We start from the raw sequence: 16,335 nt of genomic DNA, 5'->3' as shown, positions 1-16,335 counted from the left end.
TTCGCTGGCAGTAGGAGGTCTCGACCATGTCTACCGAGGAAGTCGTCCCTGCGTCCGCCAGCGTGGACCTCTACTGGCTGCCACTCGGCGCCGGCGACAACACCCACTGTGTCCGAAGCAACGGTCGGATCTTCGAGTGGGTTGCCGCGCACTGCCAGCACCGCGACCCCCGCGACCTCTACCACGCCGCACTTGACGTTCGCACTGTCCGGGGCCGGTTCATCATCGAGATGGCTCCGGTGTGGAGCACCGACGCCCCTGATCGCGGGGTGGTGGGCGAGGGCCCTGTGGGATTGAGGTGCCTCGAACGGTCCCGGATGTTCCGCTACGAGGTCCGCTGCTGGCGCGACGGGGCCATTCCCGACGTCGCCGAGGCCGTCGGGAGTCCTCAGCGGCTCAGCGCTGATCCGTCGCAGGCCGATCAGGTGGTCTCCCTCACCCCTACCTTCCCGACCGCCACGTGGGGTCGTGATGAGCTCGGTACGGGTGACATGTGGAACTCGAACTCCCTCGTCTCCTGGCTCCTCGCGATGTCGGGCCACGACATGGATTCGCTCGGCCCGCCCGCACACGGCCGCGCGCCCGGCTGGGAGGCCGGCCTGGTGGTCGCAGGAAGGAGCAGGCGTCATGACGCTCGATGCGCATGACCAGCGGATGCCGAACCATCCCGATGTGCCGCCGCGAGGCCGCGGCGCCCTCGGTCCGACGATCGGGCTGACCTGGTTCCTTGTCGGGCTCATCGCATCCGCGGCGCTGATCGGACTCCTGGTGGACGACGTCTACACGGGCGCGGAGGCCACCGCGGAGATGCTGCGCGCCTACGATCTGGTCACCGTGCTGGTGGTGGCGCCGGCCCTCGCCGGCGCGGCGCATCGCGCGTGGCGCGGCTCGGCGGTGGCGCACCTCGTCGTCGCCAGCCTGATCGGGTACGTCGTCTACACCTACGCGTACTACCTGTTCGGCACCGGGTTCAACGACCTGTTCCTCCTGCACGCAGCCATCTTCGCGACGGGACTCGTCGCGCTCGGCCTGTCGCTGACGTCGCTCGACCTCAGTGCGCTCGCCACCCGCTTCGGCGCCCGGACCAAGGTGCGCACCGTTGCCGGGATCCTCGGACTGCTGGCCGCAGCACTGGGCGGCATGTGGGCCTATCTCGCCATCGACAACGCCATGACCGGCGACGTACCGACGGGGAGCAAGCTGGTGGAGACGGACACAGTCGTTCATCTCGGGATGGCACTGGACCTGACGCTGCTCGTACCCCTCTACGCCGCCGCAGCCCTTCTGCTGTGGCGGCGTGCGCCATGGGGCTATGCGCTCGCCGGCCTGGCCCTCCTCGCCGGCGTCCTGCACCAGCTCAGCTATGTGGTGGCGATGCCGTTCCAGGTCGCTGCCGACGTCCCCGGCGCTGTCGCCTACGACCCCGGCGAGCCCGTCATCGTGCTGCTGTACGTGACCGGGCTGGTCCTGCTGCTCCTCGGGCCACGGTCTGGGAGGGGAGGAAGTCATGACAAGGATCGAGCAGGCCATACCCAACCGGGACGGACCCCGCCCCACCGCACCTCTTCCGGGGCTGTCGGCGGCGCCTGAAGAACGCTCGACTCACAGGTGAACGAGATGATCCGAACATCCACGATGGGCAGCGCAGCCGGGCTGGCTGCGGCCTACACGACGCTCCAGGTGCTCGGCCGGCGAGCCGGATCTATGCCGCAAGAACGTGCCGCGCGCCTTCCCGGAGACGAGCTCGTCCCACAACCACAGATGGTGATGAACCACGGTCTCACCATCCACGCGCGGCCCGGGGAGATCTGGCCTTGGCTGAGCCAGATGGGATGGCACCTGGGCGGCTACTACACCCCGCACTGGGTGGACACACTGCTCTTCGCCGACAACTGGGAGAGCCTCGAACGACTCGACCCACAACTGGTCAGGAACCTCCGCATCGGTGACATCATCCCGGACGGAAGGCCGGGCACCGCGTACTTCCGCGTCGCTCTGGTCGAGCCGCCGGACCTGCTCGTGCTGAGGTCGCAGACCCACCTACCACCGGGGTGGAACGAGAGGTACGACGCGCGGATCACGTGGACGTGGACCGTCCACCTGACCGAGCTGCCGGACGCCTGGACCCGAGTGCATCTCAGAGTGCGCGGACGCATGAGTCCGTGGTGGCTCACCGCGCTCTACATCGCCACCATCATCCCGGCGGACTTCGTCATGGCGACGGGAATGCTGCGTGGGCTCAAGAGTCGTGCCGAACAACGACCGACACCGCACGAGTCAGGGCGGGAACCACTCCGTCCTGAGCTGTACCTCGCCAGTGACAAGTCCCCCGCATTCAACCCACCGAGCGTGTGACGCGGCGGCCGACCGCCTGCTGCATCGCGGTCACCGCACCGGGCACGACGGCGAGACAGGTCAACAGGGCGAGTTCGCCGGTTCCGACGGCACGCGTCCCGAGCAGGTCCTGCACGGGCGACCACGTCACTGCGGCCAGCTGGAGAGCCACCGCGGCGAGGACCGCTGCCTCCAGGCCGCGGCTGCGCCAGCCCAGCCCGCGGCGCGGGGCTCGGAGCGCCAGCGCCAGCCCGAGCTGTGCGAGACCGAGGGTGAGGAAGACCCAGGTCTGCACCGACTGCTCGCGGGAGGCCGCCAGCAGTCCGGCCGCCAGGCTCACGGCTCCGATCAGCGCCCCAGCCACCAGGATCTGGCGCACCAGCCCGCCTCCCAGGACCGACCGCTCGGGCGAGGGACTGGGCCGGTGCATCGTGCTCCGGTCGAGCGGCTCGCTGCCGAAGGCGACACCCGGCACCCCGTGGGTGAGCATGTTGATCCAGAGGATCTGGGCGGGCGCGAGAGGAAAGCCCAGGCCCACGAACGGACCCAGCAGGATGACGGCGACCTCGGCGAGCCCCCCGGCCAGTGCGTAGCGCAGGAAGCCGCGGATGTTGGCGTAGATCCGCCGCCCCTCCTCCACGGCGTGCACGACGGTGCGCAGCTGGTCGTCCGCCAGAACGAGGTCGGCTGCCTGCCGGGCGACCTCCGTACCCCTGTCCCCCATGGCAACCCCGAGGTCGGCCCGCCGTAGGGCCGGTGCGTCGTTGACGCCGTCACCGGTCATGGCCACGACGTGCCCGCGCGCCTGCCAGGCGTCGATGATGTCGACCTTCTGCTCGGGTCGCGTACGCGCGTAGACGGCGATCGACTCGACCTGCTCGACGTGCTCGCCCCGGGCCACCGCATCGCCGGAGACGACCTGGGCACCGTCAGTGGCGATGCCCACCTCGACCGCGATGGCGCGAGCTGTGGCCGGGTGGTCACCGGTGATGAGGATGGTCCGGATCCCGGCGTCGTGACAGGCGCTCACGACGCCGGCGGCTTCGGCGCGCAACGGGTCGACGATCCCGACCAACCCCACGAGCTCATGGACGACGACATCCTCTGAGGCCACACCATCCGAGACCTCGTCCCGTGCGCACTTGAGACGGTCGACCACGGCGAGCACCCGGTAGCCACCATCGGCGAGGTCGTGCGCGACGCGACGGGCCTCGTGCACGTCGGGCGAGCCCGCAACCAGGTCCAGCACCACCTCGGGGGCTCCCTTGACCACCTCCAGGAGACAACCGTCCTCGTGGCGATCGACCGTCGTCATGCGCTGGCTCTCGCTGTCGAAGGGGACCTCGTCGACCCGCGTCCACGCGTCTCGCAGCGTCGGTTGCTCGACGCCTCCCTTTGCGGCAGCGACGAGCAGAGCGGCCTCCATCGGGTCCCCGACGATCCGCCAGTCGTCAGGTCCGTCCCGGAAGATGCGCGCCTCGTTGCACAGCGCCAGGTCCCGCATGAGCCGAGCGGCTTGCCCTGCGCTCGGACCCACGATGTCACCGGCCACCTCGTAGCCCCGACCGCTGACCGTGCTCATGCCGAGCGGTGTCCAAGCCCGCTGCACCGTCATCCGCCCCTCGGTCAACGTGCCTGTCTTGTCCGACGCCAGGACCGAGACCGAACCCAGCGTCTCCACGGCCGGCAGCCACCGCACGAGAGCGGACCGCTTCGCCATGCGGTGCGCTCCCATGGCCAGCGCCACCGACACCACGGCCGGCAGTGACTCGGGCACGGCAGCGACGCCCAGGCTGACGGCCAGGATCAGCGCATCGGCGATGCTGTCGCCGCGGACGACCCCGAGCACCACCACGAGCAGCGCGAGGCCGGCGGTCACCGTCACGAGCTGCCGCGAGAGCCGGGCGAGACGCTGCTGCAGCGGCGTAGGGCGCAGTCGGGTCTGGGCGATGAGCGCCGCGATGCGTCCCAGACCGCTGTGTGCGCCGGTGCGCACCACGACGCCCGTCCCGCGCCCGTGGGTGACGACAGTGCCTGACAGCAGCTCGTCACCGGCGCGCCGGGAGACCGGCAATGACTCCCCCGTCATCGACGCCTCGTCCACCTCCAGGGACACTGCCTCGAACAGCCGCAGGTCCGCCGGCACGACGTCGCCGGCTTCGAGGCGTACGACGTCGTCCACCGCCACCAACCGGGAGCTCAGCTCCTCCCACCCTCCGTCCCGCCGAACTCGTGCCCGAGGTGCCGAGACCCGCTCGAGTGCGGAGATCGCGTTCTCGGCACGTACCTCCTGGACGACCCCGATCGCGGTGTTGAGGACCACCACGGCTGCGATGATGACGCCGTCGGCGACGTCCCCGAGGACCAGGACCACCACGAACGCACCGATGAGCAGCAGGATCATCGGATCGGCGAGCTGCGCCAGGACCCGTCGCGCCAAGGGCACCGGCGGGGCCGAGGGCACCTCGTTGGGCCCCAGCTCCGCGAGCCGGGTCGCGGCCTCCGCTGACGTGAGACCGTCCTGCGGGCGCGCACCGGTCACGGCGCGAACCTTCTCGACGCCCGGTCCGTGGCGACGGGATCCGGGACCTCGTCCCTGCTCATGGCGCTCCTCCGGGTCGGCCTTCCACGAGCCTCGACGCAGGAAAGGTCCTGGGACAGGGTCGAGCGTCGGTACGGCTCAGGACCAAGGTCCCACCATCGGCATGCCTGGGCCAACGGGGGCGCTCAGCCGCGACCGTCCGCCGGGGCCGAACGTCCCCTCCGGTCCATGACCCTCGGCCCTGCCTCGACCACCGTCGTCATCGCAGGCTGGTGACATGGACACCGATCTCACGACCCGTGCAGCAGTCATCGTCGGCTACGACGGATCCCTCGGCGCGGAGCTCGCCCTCGACTGGGCGTACGACCACGCCCAGGCGGAGCAGCGGCCACTCGAGATCTTCCACGCGACGGGTTCCTCGATCCGTGCTGGGCAGCCAGTGGCCTTCGCCCGCGCCTCGTCGGCGACGGACCCACGTACGTCGAAGCGGCATCACACCCTCCTCGAGGAAGCGGCCCACCGCGTCCACACACCAGGAGGCATCGAGGTGCGCACGGTCCTGCACCACGGTGGAGCGAGGGCAGGACTGGTCGGTGCGTCGCGCGACGCGGCCGTGGTCGTCGTCGGGGCGACGGGGCTGGGGGCCGTCGAGTCCGTCTTGCTCGGATCGGTCGCTCAAGGCGTTGCGAAGGAGGCGCGCTGCCCGGTCGTCATCGTGCGGCGCTCACATGCCACCGGGCTGCGCTCGGTCCTGGTCGGCACGGACTGCGACCCGCGCTCGGACGCCGCGCTCGCGTTTGCGTTCCGCGTCGCTGGGAAGAGATCGTGCCCCCTGACCGTGCTGCGGTGCTTCTGGGACGTCACCCGCCCCGTCGGGGACGTGGCGCCGGACGAGCAGGGCTACGACGAGGAGCGCGGCGAGCTGTCGGGGGCCATCGCATCGCACGTCGCCCGCTACCCAGAGGTGGACGTACACCTGACCCTCTCGCGCGGGTTCGCCGACCGCCGGTTGATCAAGGCGACACACGACCACGACCTGGTGGTCATCGGGCATCACAAGATGCCACTCCTCGACACGGTGGTGTGGGGCAACGTCACTCCCGTGGTCGTGCGCGAGGCGGTCGGGGACGTAGCAGTGGTCCCGGCCGACGTCGGCGATGACGACCACGCCTGATGCACCAGCTGGTTGGCCGGCGAGGGCGCCAGGACTCCGTCGCGGCGCAGGCCTGACGACCGCTGAGGTGGTCCTGCGGCAGCACCGCGACGGCCTGAACCGACTGCCGGAGCCGGTGCGTCCCGGCGCTTGGAGGATGTTGGCAGGTCAGCTCACCCACCTCCTGGCCGTGCTTCTCTGGGTCGCGTCAGGCCTCGCCCTGCTGGCCGGGATGCCCGAGCTCGCAGCCGCGATCGTCGTCATCGTGCTCTTGAATGCTGGCTTCGCGTTCTGGCAGGAGTACCGCGCTGACCAATCCACCGAGCGCCTGCGTGCCTTGCTCCCGGCCTTGACCCGGGTCCTGCGCAACGGCGCATCTGCCTCGGTCGGGGCCGACCAGCTCGTCGTCGATGATGTCGTCCTCCTCTCCGCCGGTGACCGGGTGGGGGCGGACGTCGTGGTGCTGGCAGCGAACGGGTTGTCAGTGGACGAGTCCCTGGTCACGGGAGAGAGCGGGGCCGTGCCGCACGGACCGGGCGATCGCCTGCTCGCCGGAACGTTCGTCATGGACGGAGAGGGCCGTGCCATCGTGAACGCCACAGGGCAGGACACCACCCTCGCCCGGATCTCGTCGTTGACGGGCCAGGCAGATCGTCCGCCGAGCCCTCTCACCCAACAGCTGGACCGGGTGGTCAGGATCGTCGCCGTCCTCGCAGCAGTGACCGGTGTCTCGTTGGCTGTCGCTTCCATGGTGCTGGGACTCGGGACAACCGAGGCGTTCCTCTTCGGCGTCGGCGTCTCGGTGGCACTGGTGCCGGAGGGCCTGCTGCCGACGGTGACACTCTCCCTCGCACGAGGGGCCCGCGAGATGGCGAGGGACAACGCGCTCGTGCGACGCCTGGACGCGGTCGAGACCCTCGGTGCCACGACCTTCATCTGCACGGACAAGACGGGGACGATTACCCAGAACCGAATGAGCGTCGTCGAGGTGGTCACACGCTGGGGGCCGGTGACGCTCCACGGGTGTGGCTACGACCCCGTGGCCACCATCAGCGGCAGCGAGAACGCGCGGGTGCTGGCCGTGGGCGCTGCCCGTTCGGCGCTCGCCTGTGTCACTGGACGCACGGTGCAGCGCCACGACTCCTGGGTCTCGGACGGCGACCCGATGGACGCCGCGGTGCACTGCCTGACGCTGCGACTCGGAGTGCCGCAGGCACCGGACCACGGGACCCGACGTGCCTACACCGCGGACCGGATGCTCAGCTCGCACCTGTCCGACGGGGTCGTCTCCGTGCTGGGTGCCCCGGAGGCCGTCCTGGGGAGGTGCCGCGACGTTCCGGTCGACAGCGCGGAGCGGCTGGAGGCCCTGACCGGCGCAGGGCGGCGCGTCCTGGCTGTGGCTACGGGTACGTGGTCGGGCGAGGTCTGCGACGACATGGAGCACGACCTCCACTTCCTGGCCCTTCTTGCCCTGCAGGACCCACCGCGTCCCGACGTCGCAGAGGCTCTGGCTCGGTGCCGGGCTGCTGGCATCCGCGTTGCCATGGTGACCGGCGATCACCCCAGGACTGCCCGCACCATCGCCGAGGAGGTGGGGCTGCTGGCCCCCGGAGGCGTGGTGCTCGACGGACGCGCGCTCCCCCACGACGACGCCCGTCTCGCCGAGATCCTCGACACCCCGCACGGCGCCGTCGTGGCCAGGGTCGTCCCGCAGGGCAAGCTCCGAATCGCGCGGTGCCTCCGCATGCGCGGGCACGTGGTCGCGATGACGGGCGACGGCGTGAACGACGCTCCCGCCCTCCGCGAGGCCGACGTGGGGGTGGCGATGGGCGCCAGCGGTAGCGACGTGGCCCGGGAGTCCGCCGACCTCGTCCTGCTCGACGACCACTTCGCGACCATCGTGCGTGCGATCGAGCAGGGGCGCGCGACGTTCCAGAACGTGCGCCGCTTCCTGACGTACCACCTGACCGACAACGTGGCCGAGCTCGCGCCCTTCGCCGTGTGGGCGCTGTCGGGCGGCAGCTATCCCCTGGCACTGGCGGTGTTGCAGGTGCTGGCACTCGACATCGGCACCGACATGCTGCCGGCCCTGGCGCTGGGTGCCGAGCCGCCGCGGGAAGGCATCATGCGTGGCCTGCCGCCGCGCGTGCTGCTGGACCGGGCCCTGATGCGCCGTTCGCTACTGGTCCTGGGCGTCACCGAGGCAACGCTGTCGATGGCGACCTTCACCGCCGTCCTGGTGCATGGTGGATGGCGGTGGGGGGAGCAGCCGTCCGCGCACCTGCTCGCCGTGGCATCGGGTTCAGCCTTCGCAGCCATCGCGATCGGACAGATGGCCAACGCCTTCGCCTGCCGGAGCACCACCCGCCCCGTCTGGAGGCTGCGACCGGCGGACAATCCGCTCGTGGTGGCTGCAGTCGTCGCGGAGATCGTGCTGCTGGTCGCGTTCGTGGGCGTCCCATGGCTGGCCGACCTGTTGGGCGGCTCCTGGCCGAGCGGACTCGGCTGGGCCGGCGCTCTGGCGACAGGCGCGGGAGTGGTGCTGGTCGACGGCCTGGTCAAGACGAGGCGGAACGCAACGGCCGCCAGGGACCAACGGCGCGCCGGACCGGGTCCGTCGCCTCTGACCCCCGGCGCCGGTTGCGCGCACGATTCAGGAAAGTACGCCGAGAACTGAGGAGCGCCGTGATGAACACCCTGGTCGTCTACGAGTCGATGTGGGGCAACACCAAGACCGTGGCCGAGGCCGTGGCCGCCGGAATCGGGTCCGACGCCCGAGCCGTCCCCGTGACCGAGGCACCGGTGCCGGTGCCCGGCGGCGTCGACCTCCTCGTGGTCGGCGGGCCGACTCACGCCTTCTCGCTGACTCGCCCCTCGACGCGGCGCGACGCCATCGCGAAGGGAGCGCCAGCGGGTCCCACGGAGCCAGGTGTCCGCGAATGGCTCGCCCAGCTGGAGGCATCAGACCACCTCGACGTGGCGACCTTCGACACGCGTGTCGGATCGGTCCGCCACCTGCCCGGCTCCGCGGCCAAGGCGGCCGGTAAGGAGGTGCGTCGCCACCACCTCGGACGTCTGGTCGCCACCAGCAGCTTCTACGTCGACGACATGGCCGGCCCGCTGCTGCCGGGCGAGGTCGAGCGAGCTCGACTGTGGGGCGAGGAGCTGGCTGACCGCCATCTCGCCCGCACGAGGGGCGCCTGACCGCTGCTTGCCGCCGCCACCGTGCGGGGTGACGATGGCCCTGACAAGGAGGCGAGATGGCCGAGTCCCCCGCGTGCAGTCCGAGCCGGAGATGACCGTGAACCGCTACGGCCGGACGAGCGACGAGCGCTACACCCCCAAGGGACGACTTCGGTCGTCCGTCTACGAGGCCGAGATGGAGCGGCTGCAGGAGCAGCTGGTGCTCCTCCAGTACTGGATCCAGTCCCAGGGCCTGAAGGTCCTCGTGATCTTCGAGGGCCGTGGCTCGGCGGGGAAGGGCGGGGTGATCAAGCGGATCACCGAGCGCACCAGCCCCCGCACCGTGCGCATCGTGGCGCTGCCGAAACCGACCGACCGTGAGAGCACCCAGTGGTACTTCCAGCGCTACGTCGAGCACCTGCCTGCCGCGGGCGAGATGGTCCTGTTCGACCGCAGCTGGTACAACCGCTCCAACGTCGAGTGGGTGATGGGCTTCTGCACCGAGGAGGAGCACCAGGAGTTCCTCCGCAGCTGCCCCGAGTTCGAGCGGATGCTGGTCCGCTCCGGGATCGTCGTCCTCAAGTACTGGTTCTCGGTCAGCGCGGAGGAACAGCAACGGCGCTTCGAGGCGCGCAACGCCGAGCCTGTCAAGCGGTGGAAGCTGTCCGACATGGACCTCGCGGAGCGTGAGCTCTACGTCCGTTACTCGATGGCCAAGGACACCACCTTCCAGTACACCGACATCAAGCAGGCCCCCTGGTACGTCGTTCCGTCCGACGACAAGAGAGCGGCCAGGCTCAACTGCATCAGCCACCTGCTCGCCCAGTTCGACTACGAGGACGTCGCGCCTCCACCCGTGGAGCTCCCGGAGGTGAGGGACATCCCCTACGTCCGCCCCCCGATGCACGAGCAGACGTTCGTTCCGCAGCTGTACTGACCGGCTCGCTTGCCCCCGGGGCATTGGTCCTGCTCGGAAGGGTCTTTCGCACCTGCCGGGGCCCGTAGGCACCGGGGTTGGCTGGGGAGTGAAGGAATCGTCCCCGATGAGGAGTGAGCTAGATGCGTGCAGCAGTCGTCCCGGCGCTCGGTGAGCCGCTGGAGATCCGTGAGGTCCCCGTCCCTGAGCCCGGCCCCGGACAGGTCCTGGTCAAGATCGAGGCCAGCGGCCTCTGTCACACCGACATCCACGCCGCCCGCGGCGACTGGCCGGTCAAGCCCAAGATCCCGCTCATCCCAGGACACGAAGGCGTCGGCAAGGTCGTGTCCGTCGGCGACGACGTGGAACCTGCCCTCATCGGCACCCGCGTCGCGCTGCCGTGGCTGGGCCACGCCTGCGGGAGCTGCCGCTACTGCGTGGGCGGCTGGGAGACCTACTGCACCGCTCCGGCCTACACCGGCTACACCATCGACGGGTCCTACGCCGAGTACGCGGTCGGGTACGCCAGCCACGCGGTACCGGTGCCCGACGGTGTCTCGTCCCTCGACGCCGCGCCCCTGACGTGCGCCGGCGTGACGACGTACAAGGCACTCAAGGTGGCCAAGCCGCAGCCGAACGAGACCGCGATGATCGTCGGGATCGGCGGTCTGGGCCACCTGGCCCTGCAGTACGCCCGCATCTTCGGCACCACCACGGTCGCCGTCGACGTCGAGGACGCGAAGCTCGAGCTCGCCAAGGAGCTCGGCGCCGACCACGTCGTCGACGCCCGTGGTGACCAGGCCGCCGCCCTCGCCGCCATCGGTGGCGTCGACATCGCCGTGGTGACCGTGCCGTCGCCGGCCGCGATGCGGGCAGCCCATGCGGCGCTGAACCCCAACGGCCGCCTGGTCCTTGTCGGACTGCCTGCCGACAACCGCCTCGAGCTGCCGGTCTTCGAGACGGTCCTCAAGGGCATCTCGGTCATCGGGTCGCTGGTCGGCACCCGCAACGACCTCGCCGACTGCTTCGCCCTGCACGCCCAGGGGCACACCCGGGTCATCACCGAGACGCGTCGCCTCGAGGACGTCAACGAGTGCTTCGAGGAGGTCCTCGCCGGACAGGTGCCGGCACGGTTGGTGTTCGACTTCGGCAGCTGAGGCGAGCCGATCCTCGATCTGGTGAAATGAGTCCCATGGCCGACGGCACGATCCGGGTCTACCTCCTCGACGACCACGACGTCGTACGAGAAGGGCTGAGGTTCCTGCTCGAGCAGCAGCGAGACATCGAGGTCGTCGGGGAGTCCCCGAGCGCCGTGGAGGCCATGGCGCGCATCCCGGCGTTGAAGCCCGACGTCGCCGTCCTCGATGCCCGACTTCCCGACGGGTCGGGCATCGAGGTCTGCCGGACGATCCGAGCCGTCGATCCCTCGATCAATGCCCTGATCCTGACGTCCTACGACGACGACGAGGCGCTGTTCGCCGCGATCATGGCGGGCGCCTCCGGCTACGTACTGAAGGAGATCCGCAGCTCGGACCTTGTGTCCGCGGTCCGCCTCGTCGCTCAGGGCAAGTCGCTCATCGACCCGGCGATGACCGCCAAGGTCCTCCAGCGCATCCGAAGCGGCCCCACCACGCCTCCTGAGCTCGCGTCGCTCACGGAACAGGAACGGGTGCTGTTGGGGCACATCGCCGAGGGACTCACCAACCGGCAGATCGCTGAGCAGATGTTCCTCGCCGAGAAGACGGTCAAGAACTACGTCTCCAGCATCCTGGGCAAGCTCGGCCTCGAGCGCCGCACCCAGGCCGCCGTGCTGGCCTCCAAGCTCCTGGGCGAACACCCGGGTTGAGACCACGCCCCTACGAGCCGTGACTTACGGACGCACACGCATCCAAAGGTCCCCGGCACGGGTGTCCGTTCGGCCCTGACCTCGGAGTCGTCGCGGAGGAACGCTCGAAGTGAAGGGAGTGATCATCCATGAGCACCACAACGACACCCGTCGTCTACCCCGTCCACGTCGACGCCGAGCTCGACCCCACACTGAGTCGCGGCCTCTGGCTCGTCAAGTGGATCCTCGCCATTCCGCACTACGTCGTGCTCGCGTTCCTCTGGCTCGCGTTCGCCGTCACCAGCATCGTCGCGTTCTTCAGCATCCTGTTCACCGCGCACTATCCGAGGGCGCTGTTCGACTTCAACGTCGGGGTGATGCGGTGGACCTGGCGCGTGGCCTACTACGCCTACGGCGCCCTGGGCACCGACAGGTATCCCCCGTTCACTCTCGCCGACGTTCCGGACTACCCGGCCCACCTCGAGGTCGACTACCCGGAGCGTCTCTCCCGCGGACTGGTGCTGGTGAAGTGGTGGCTGCTGGCTATCCCTCACTACCTGATCGTGGGCCTGTTCCTCGGAGGCCTTGGCTACGGAGTCCGTGGGGCGGACGAGGAGCCGCTGCTGAGCATCAGCCTCATCGGGGCGCTCGTCCTGGTCGCTGGCATGGTGCTGCTTTTCACCGGGCGCTACCCGCGACCGGTCTTCGACCTCGTCCTCGGTCTCAACCGCTGGGTGCTCCGCGTCGCCGGCTACGTCGCCCTCATGACGGACCGCTATCCGCCATTCAGCCTCGACCAGGGCGGCCACGAGCGTCCCGCCAGTGACGCCGCGCTGCGGAGTGGCGGTCCTCCTGATGCTCCTCAGGGCAGCACCGCGTCGACCGCGACCTCACCGCCGCCTGCGGGTGCCACCGCTCCCCCGCCCTCCTCCGGGACGTCGGGCAGCGGTTGGACCGGCGGCCGGATCGTCATGCTGGTCCTCGGCTCACTCCTTGCGTTCACCGCGCTGGGGATCGCAGGAGGTGGCGCAACGCTGGTCGCCGCTGACCAGATGGCCCGTGACTCGGACGGCTTCTTGACGAGCCCGACGGAACGGCTCGCCACGAGCGGATTCGCGATCACGTCCGAGGACATCCACCTGCGTGTCGACGGAACGCTCGACCTGGTCCCGGACGACGTGATCGGGGACGTGCGACTGTCCGCCGATGCAGCCGCTGGCACCGAGCTCTTCGTCGGCATCGCACCGACCGCCGAGGCGGCCGCCTACCTCGACGACGTCCGGCACGACACCCTGACCGAGGTCCGCGATGGAGACCCGCTCTACCAGTCGACCGCCGGTGCGGCCCCAGCGACGCCGCCGACCGAGCAGGAGTTCTGGGTGGCTGGGGCGACCGGGATGGAGCCGGAGCTGACCTGGCGCCTGCAGGAAGGCGACTGGACCGCAGTCATCATGAATGCCGACGGCTCCGCCGTGGTTGCCGCGGACGTGTCGGCCGGCGCGGAGGTCCCGGCCCTTCAGACCGCGATCGCAGCGCTGTTCCTCACTGCTGGTCTGCTGCTGGTCCTCGGCGCCGTCCTGATCGCCGTACCGATCCGCTCCGCCGGCAGGAGGGCATCCGTCGGAGCCCCGGACCGCTAGGACCACCGACACCCGGTTCGGCGAGCCCGGCCGACGGGACCTTGGTCCCGTCGGCCGGTGACCGGCGGCCCTGCCGGCGCGGCGGCAATCACGCGACTGTGGTGGTGACCCCGACAACCACACCACCGAAGGAGTGATGACGATGAGCGTCATCCAGCGACACCGCCACGAGACGGACACCACCGCCGCAGTTCTCGCGGCGGACACCGAGAGCCCCGACCGGAGCCCCTGGTTCGCCCGGGCCCTGGCCACCTTGCGGATCGCCTTCGGCATCACCTTCCTGTGGGCGTTCCTCGACAAGACCTTCGCCCTCGGCTTCCACACCGGCTACGACCAGGAGGGCAACCTCGACCGGTTCGGAGACGCGGCGTGGATCAACGGCGCCAGCCCCACCGAAGGCTTCCTCACCTTCGGTGTCCCGGCCGACAACCCCTTCAAGGGCTTCTTCAACGGCCTCGCCGGCAGCACCGTCGTCGACTGGCTGTTCATGCTCGGCCTCCTCGGCATCGGCCTCACCCTGCTCCTCGGGGTGGGCATGCGGATCGGCACCGCCGCAGGTGCTGCGATGTACGCCTTCATGTACGCCGCCGTCCTGCCGCTCGAGAACAACCCCGTCGTCGACGACCACCTCGTCGGCATCATCGTGATGGCGGTCCTCGCCCTCGGCGCGGCCGGCACCACCTGGGGGCTGGGTCACTGGTGGAACCGCACCGAGGTGGTCGAGAACCACCCCGTCCTGCGGTGACAACAGCGCCCCCAGTCACAGAAGGAAGGCCCGACGCCAGGGATGGCTCGGGCCTTCCCGCGTCTCCGGGCACAGCAGAGCAGGCGGGCGTCGGGACCTACGTCCTCACGGCCCATGACCGTCGCCCCTGCCGCCTCGGCTTGGGCCGCGCGACGCTGGGAGTGCACAACAGGAGGCAGCGTGAGCACCACCATCGAACGACACCAGCACGCCACGGTCACGCTTGATCGCACCAGGAGAGCACGCTGCTTCGTCGGCGGCTTCTACCTCGTGATGGGCGGCATCAATGCCGGCATCGTGGCAGCGGACCCTCAGACCTACGAGACCTTCGCCAATGGCTCGTTCTGGTCCTTCGTGACCCGGGCCTGGCACGACGTGGTGATGGCCCAGCCCTACTTCTGGTTCCTCGCGTTGGCGGCCGGAGAGATCGTCCTGGGCCTACTGCTCCTTCGCGGAGGCGGTGCGGCTCGGGCCGGTTGGATCGGGGTGATCACGTTCCACGTGCTCCTGATGAGCTTCGGATTCGGCTTCTGGCTGTGGTGCCTCCCCGCACTCGCGTTCCTCGTTCCCGCGGCGCGAGCCGACTGGCCCGCGCTCACGAGACCGGGCGGAGCTGCCGTGCGCCGACCATCCCTGCACCGGACCCGACCCGCACCCATGCCGGACACAGGGACGCGGCGCACCTCAGCGATGCTCTGGTCCACCCTCGTCCTGGCCACGGGCGTGTTGGCATCGTCGCTCTACGGCCTGCTGGCCGAGACGCCGTACCGCTCGCTGCCGGAGGCGACGGTCCTTGGCGCGCGGGCCCAGGACGCCTGCAGCATCGTCGTCGCGGTTCTGCTCGTCGTGCTCGCCGTGCGTCCCACACCCGGGACCACCGCTGGCCTGCTGCGCCTGGGCCTGCTCGGCTACCTGGCCTACAGCTACCTCATCTACGTCTCGGGCGTGCCGATGAACCGGATGTTCCTCGTCTACGTCGTCATCGTGGCCGTGGCCGGCGCCAGCTTCATCGCGGGCGTCGTCGACGTGCTCCAGCGTCCTGCCGCCAGCCGCGCTGCACCGCGACTGTGGTCCGGGACGGGTTGGTTCCTCATCGTCACCGCCGTGGTGTTCGCCGGGCTCTGGCTCTCCGTCCTGCTGCCGGTGGCACTCGGCGGTGGAGCCCCCGAGACGGAGGGTGTCGGCGGGACGCCGTACCCGGTGTTCTGGCTCGACCTCGCGATCGCCCTGCCTGCCATCGCTGCGGTGGGAACGACGCTCGTCCTGCGACGGCCCGTGGGGCCACCGCTGGCGGTGGTGGCGCTCGTCAAGATCATCACCCTCTTCACGGCCCTCTGGGCCGGTCCGGTCGTCGCGCTGGCCACTGACCAGGACGTCCACCTGGGGCCGGACGCCGGTCCCAGCCTCGTGCTCCTGGTCGTCAGCAGCTGGCTCGCGGTGCGGTGGCTGCAGTCCTTCCGCCCTGAGAAGGACCCGGCGGCCGAGGCCTAAAGACCCTGCCGTGACCTGCCTCGGAGGCCGTACCGTCGGTCCATGGACGAGCCGATCACCCGACTGAGCACCCATCAGTGCTGGGACTTCCTGCGCCGCCACGAGCTGGGGCGGTTGGCCTACCACCTGGCCGACGAGGTGCACATCGTCCCGATCAACTACGCCGTCGACCACGACCCGGTCACCGGGCGTCGGTCGTTGCTCTTCCGCAGCGCCGAGGGATCGAAGCTGCTCGGGGTCGTGATGAACGCCGATGTCGCCTTCGAGGTCGACGAGCTCGAGGGCGAGCACGCTACGAGCGTCATCCTGCGTGGGCGCGCTCGCCGGCTGGAGGAGGACGAGGCGCACCGCGCCGAGAACGTCCCCCTCCGCCCCTGGGTGGCGACACCGAAGTGGAACGTGGTGGAGATCGACGTGACCGAGATCAGCGGACGCGGGTTCGACCTGTCGCGCCCGTGGCGCCATCTGATCATCGACGAGTCCTAGCAGGGCGTGTCGGGACGCGG

General features: G+C 69.9%; 14 protein-coding genes. 13 read left to right on the top strand and 1 reads right to left on the bottom strand.

Features of this window, described 5'->3' with window-relative positions:
- Positions 1-26 precede the first annotated feature (26 nt).
- The 3 genes from J3P44_RS05950 to J3P44_RS05940 are packed head-to-tail and all read left to right on the top strand — an operon-like array spanning position 27 to position 2,355.
- Positions 27-647, top strand: a complete 621-nt coding sequence (locus tag J3P44_RS05950) for a hypothetical protein (RefSeq protein ID WP_255889335.1) — start codon at positions 27-29, stop codon at positions 645-647.
- Entirely contained in the window at positions 628-1,590 is a 963-nt protein-coding gene (locus J3P44_RS05945) for a hypothetical protein (protein WP_255889334.1), read from the top strand. Before J3P44_RS05950 ends, J3P44_RS05945 begins: the two co-directional genes overlap by 20 nt.
- Positions 1,591-1,617: 27 nt before the next feature.
- A complete protein-coding gene (locus J3P44_RS05940) occupies positions 1,618-2,355 on the top strand; it encodes a hypothetical protein (protein WP_255889333.1) in 738 nt (245 codons plus the stop codon).
- Here the strand turns inward: J3P44_RS05940 and J3P44_RS05935 are convergent.
- On the bottom strand, positions 2,336-4,978 hold the full coding sequence (locus tag J3P44_RS05935; RefSeq protein ID WP_305122145.1) for a cation-translocating P-type ATPase: 2,643 nt from the start codon (positions 4,976-4,978) through the stop codon (positions 2,336-2,338). The genes J3P44_RS05940 and J3P44_RS05935 overlap by 20 nt on opposite strands.
- 175 nt (positions 4,979-5,153) lie before the next feature.
- Here J3P44_RS05935 and J3P44_RS05930 point away from each other — a divergent pair, with 175 nt between their 5' ends.
- The 10 genes from J3P44_RS05930 (at position 5,154) to J3P44_RS05885 (ending at position 16,315) form a co-directional block, all read left to right on the top strand.
- Positions 5,154-6,050: a universal stress protein gene (locus J3P44_RS05930; protein WP_255889331.1), complete on the top strand. Its 897-nt coding sequence runs from the start codon at positions 5,154-5,156 to the stop codon at positions 6,048-6,050.
- Positions 6,034-8,706, top strand: coding sequence for a cation-translocating P-type ATPase (locus J3P44_RS05925; protein ID WP_255889330.1), 2,673 nt, complete (start codon positions 6,034-6,036; stop codon positions 8,704-8,706). The genes J3P44_RS05930 and J3P44_RS05925 overlap by 17 nt, the downstream gene beginning before the upstream one ends.
- Positions 8,707-8,717: 11 nt before the next feature.
- Positions 8,718-9,233 carry a flavodoxin family protein gene (locus J3P44_RS05920; protein WP_255889329.1) on the top strand — a complete coding sequence of 172 codons (516 nt, stop codon included), beginning with the start codon at positions 8,718-8,720 and terminating at the stop codon, positions 9,231-9,233.
- A gap of 73 nt (positions 9,234-9,306) precedes the next feature.
- Positions 9,307-10,149: a polyphosphate kinase 2 gene (gene ppk2, locus J3P44_RS05915; RefSeq protein ID WP_255889328.1), complete on the top strand. Its 843-nt coding sequence runs from the start codon at positions 9,307-9,309 to the stop codon at positions 10,147-10,149.
- A 122-nt stretch (positions 10,150-10,271) separates the two neighbouring features.
- A complete protein-coding gene (locus tag J3P44_RS05910; RefSeq protein ID WP_255889327.1) occupies positions 10,272-11,285 on the top strand; it encodes a zinc-dependent alcohol dehydrogenase in 1,014 nt (337 codons plus the stop codon).
- 35 nt (positions 11,286-11,320) lie between these two features.
- On the top strand, positions 11,321-11,974 hold the full coding sequence (locus J3P44_RS05905) for a response regulator (RefSeq protein WP_255889326.1): 654 nt from the start codon (positions 11,321-11,323) through the stop codon (positions 11,972-11,974).
- 128 nt (positions 11,975-12,102) lie between these two features.
- Positions 12,103-13,593, top strand: a complete 1,491-nt coding sequence (locus J3P44_RS05900; RefSeq protein ID WP_255889325.1) for a DUF4389 domain-containing protein — start codon at positions 12,103-12,105, stop codon at positions 13,591-13,593.
- Between the two features lie 142 nt (positions 13,594-13,735).
- Positions 13,736-14,338: a hypothetical protein gene (locus J3P44_RS05895; protein ID WP_255889324.1), complete on the top strand. Its 603-nt coding sequence runs from the start codon at positions 13,736-13,738 to the stop codon at positions 14,336-14,338.
- A gap of 180 nt (positions 14,339-14,518) precedes the next feature.
- Positions 14,519-15,829 carry a hypothetical protein gene (locus J3P44_RS05890; RefSeq protein WP_255889323.1) on the top strand — a complete coding sequence of 437 codons (1,311 nt, stop codon included), beginning with the start codon at positions 14,519-14,521 and terminating at the stop codon, positions 15,827-15,829.
- A 42-nt stretch (positions 15,830-15,871) separates the two neighbouring features.
- Complete coding sequence (locus J3P44_RS05885; protein WP_255889322.1) at positions 15,872-16,315, top strand: pyridoxamine 5'-phosphate oxidase family protein; 444 nt, start codon at positions 15,872-15,874, stop codon at positions 16,313-16,315.
- Positions 16,316-16,335 lie beyond the last annotated feature (20 nt).

Origin of the sequence: Nocardioides astragali, from assembly GCF_024436375.1 — a bacterium.
Classification (GTDB): Bacteria; Actinomycetota; Actinomycetes; order Propionibacteriales; family Nocardioidaceae; genus Nocardioides; species Nocardioides astragali.
The sequence above is the reverse complement of the archived record's forward strand: the minus strand, read 5'-3'. Positions and strand labels throughout refer to the sequence as shown.

What these genes read in the sequence shown, in the direction of transcription:
- J3P44_RS05950 (WP_255889335.1), top strand. Translation starts at nt 27, where the DNA reads ATGTCTACCGAGGAAGTCGTCCCTGCGTCCGCCAGCGTGGACCTCTAC.
- J3P44_RS05945 (WP_255889334.1), top strand. Translation starts at nt 628, where the DNA reads ATGACGCTCGATGCGCATGACCAGCGGATGCCGAACCATCCCGATGTG.
- J3P44_RS05940 (WP_255889333.1), top strand. Translation starts at nt 1,618, where the DNA reads ATGATCCGAACATCCACGATGGGCAGCGCAGCCGGGCTGGCTGCGGCC.
- J3P44_RS05930 (WP_255889331.1), top strand. Translation starts at nt 5,154, where the DNA reads ATGGACACCGATCTCACGACCCGTGCAGCAGTCATCGTCGGCTACGAC.
- J3P44_RS05925 (WP_255889330.1), top strand. Translation starts at nt 6,034, where the DNA reads ATGACGACCACGCCTGATGCACCAGCTGGTTGGCCGGCGAGGGCGCCA.
- J3P44_RS05920 (WP_255889329.1), top strand. Translation starts at nt 8,718, where the DNA reads ATGAACACCCTGGTCGTCTACGAGTCGATGTGGGGCAACACCAAGACC.
- J3P44_RS05910 (WP_255889327.1), top strand. Translation starts at nt 10,272, where the DNA reads ATGCGTGCAGCAGTCGTCCCGGCGCTCGGTGAGCCGCTGGAGATCCGT.
- J3P44_RS05905 (WP_255889326.1), top strand. Translation starts at nt 11,321, where the DNA reads ATGGCCGACGGCACGATCCGGGTCTACCTCCTCGACGACCACGACGTC.
- J3P44_RS05900 (WP_255889325.1), top strand. Translation starts at nt 12,103, where the DNA reads ATGAGCACCACAACGACACCCGTCGTCTACCCCGTCCACGTCGACGCC.
- J3P44_RS05895 (WP_255889324.1), top strand. Translation starts at nt 13,736, where the DNA reads ATGAGCGTCATCCAGCGACACCGCCACGAGACGGACACCACCGCCGCA.
- J3P44_RS05885 (WP_255889322.1), top strand. Translation starts at nt 15,872, where the DNA reads ATGGACGAGCCGATCACCCGACTGAGCACCCATCAGTGCTGGGACTTC.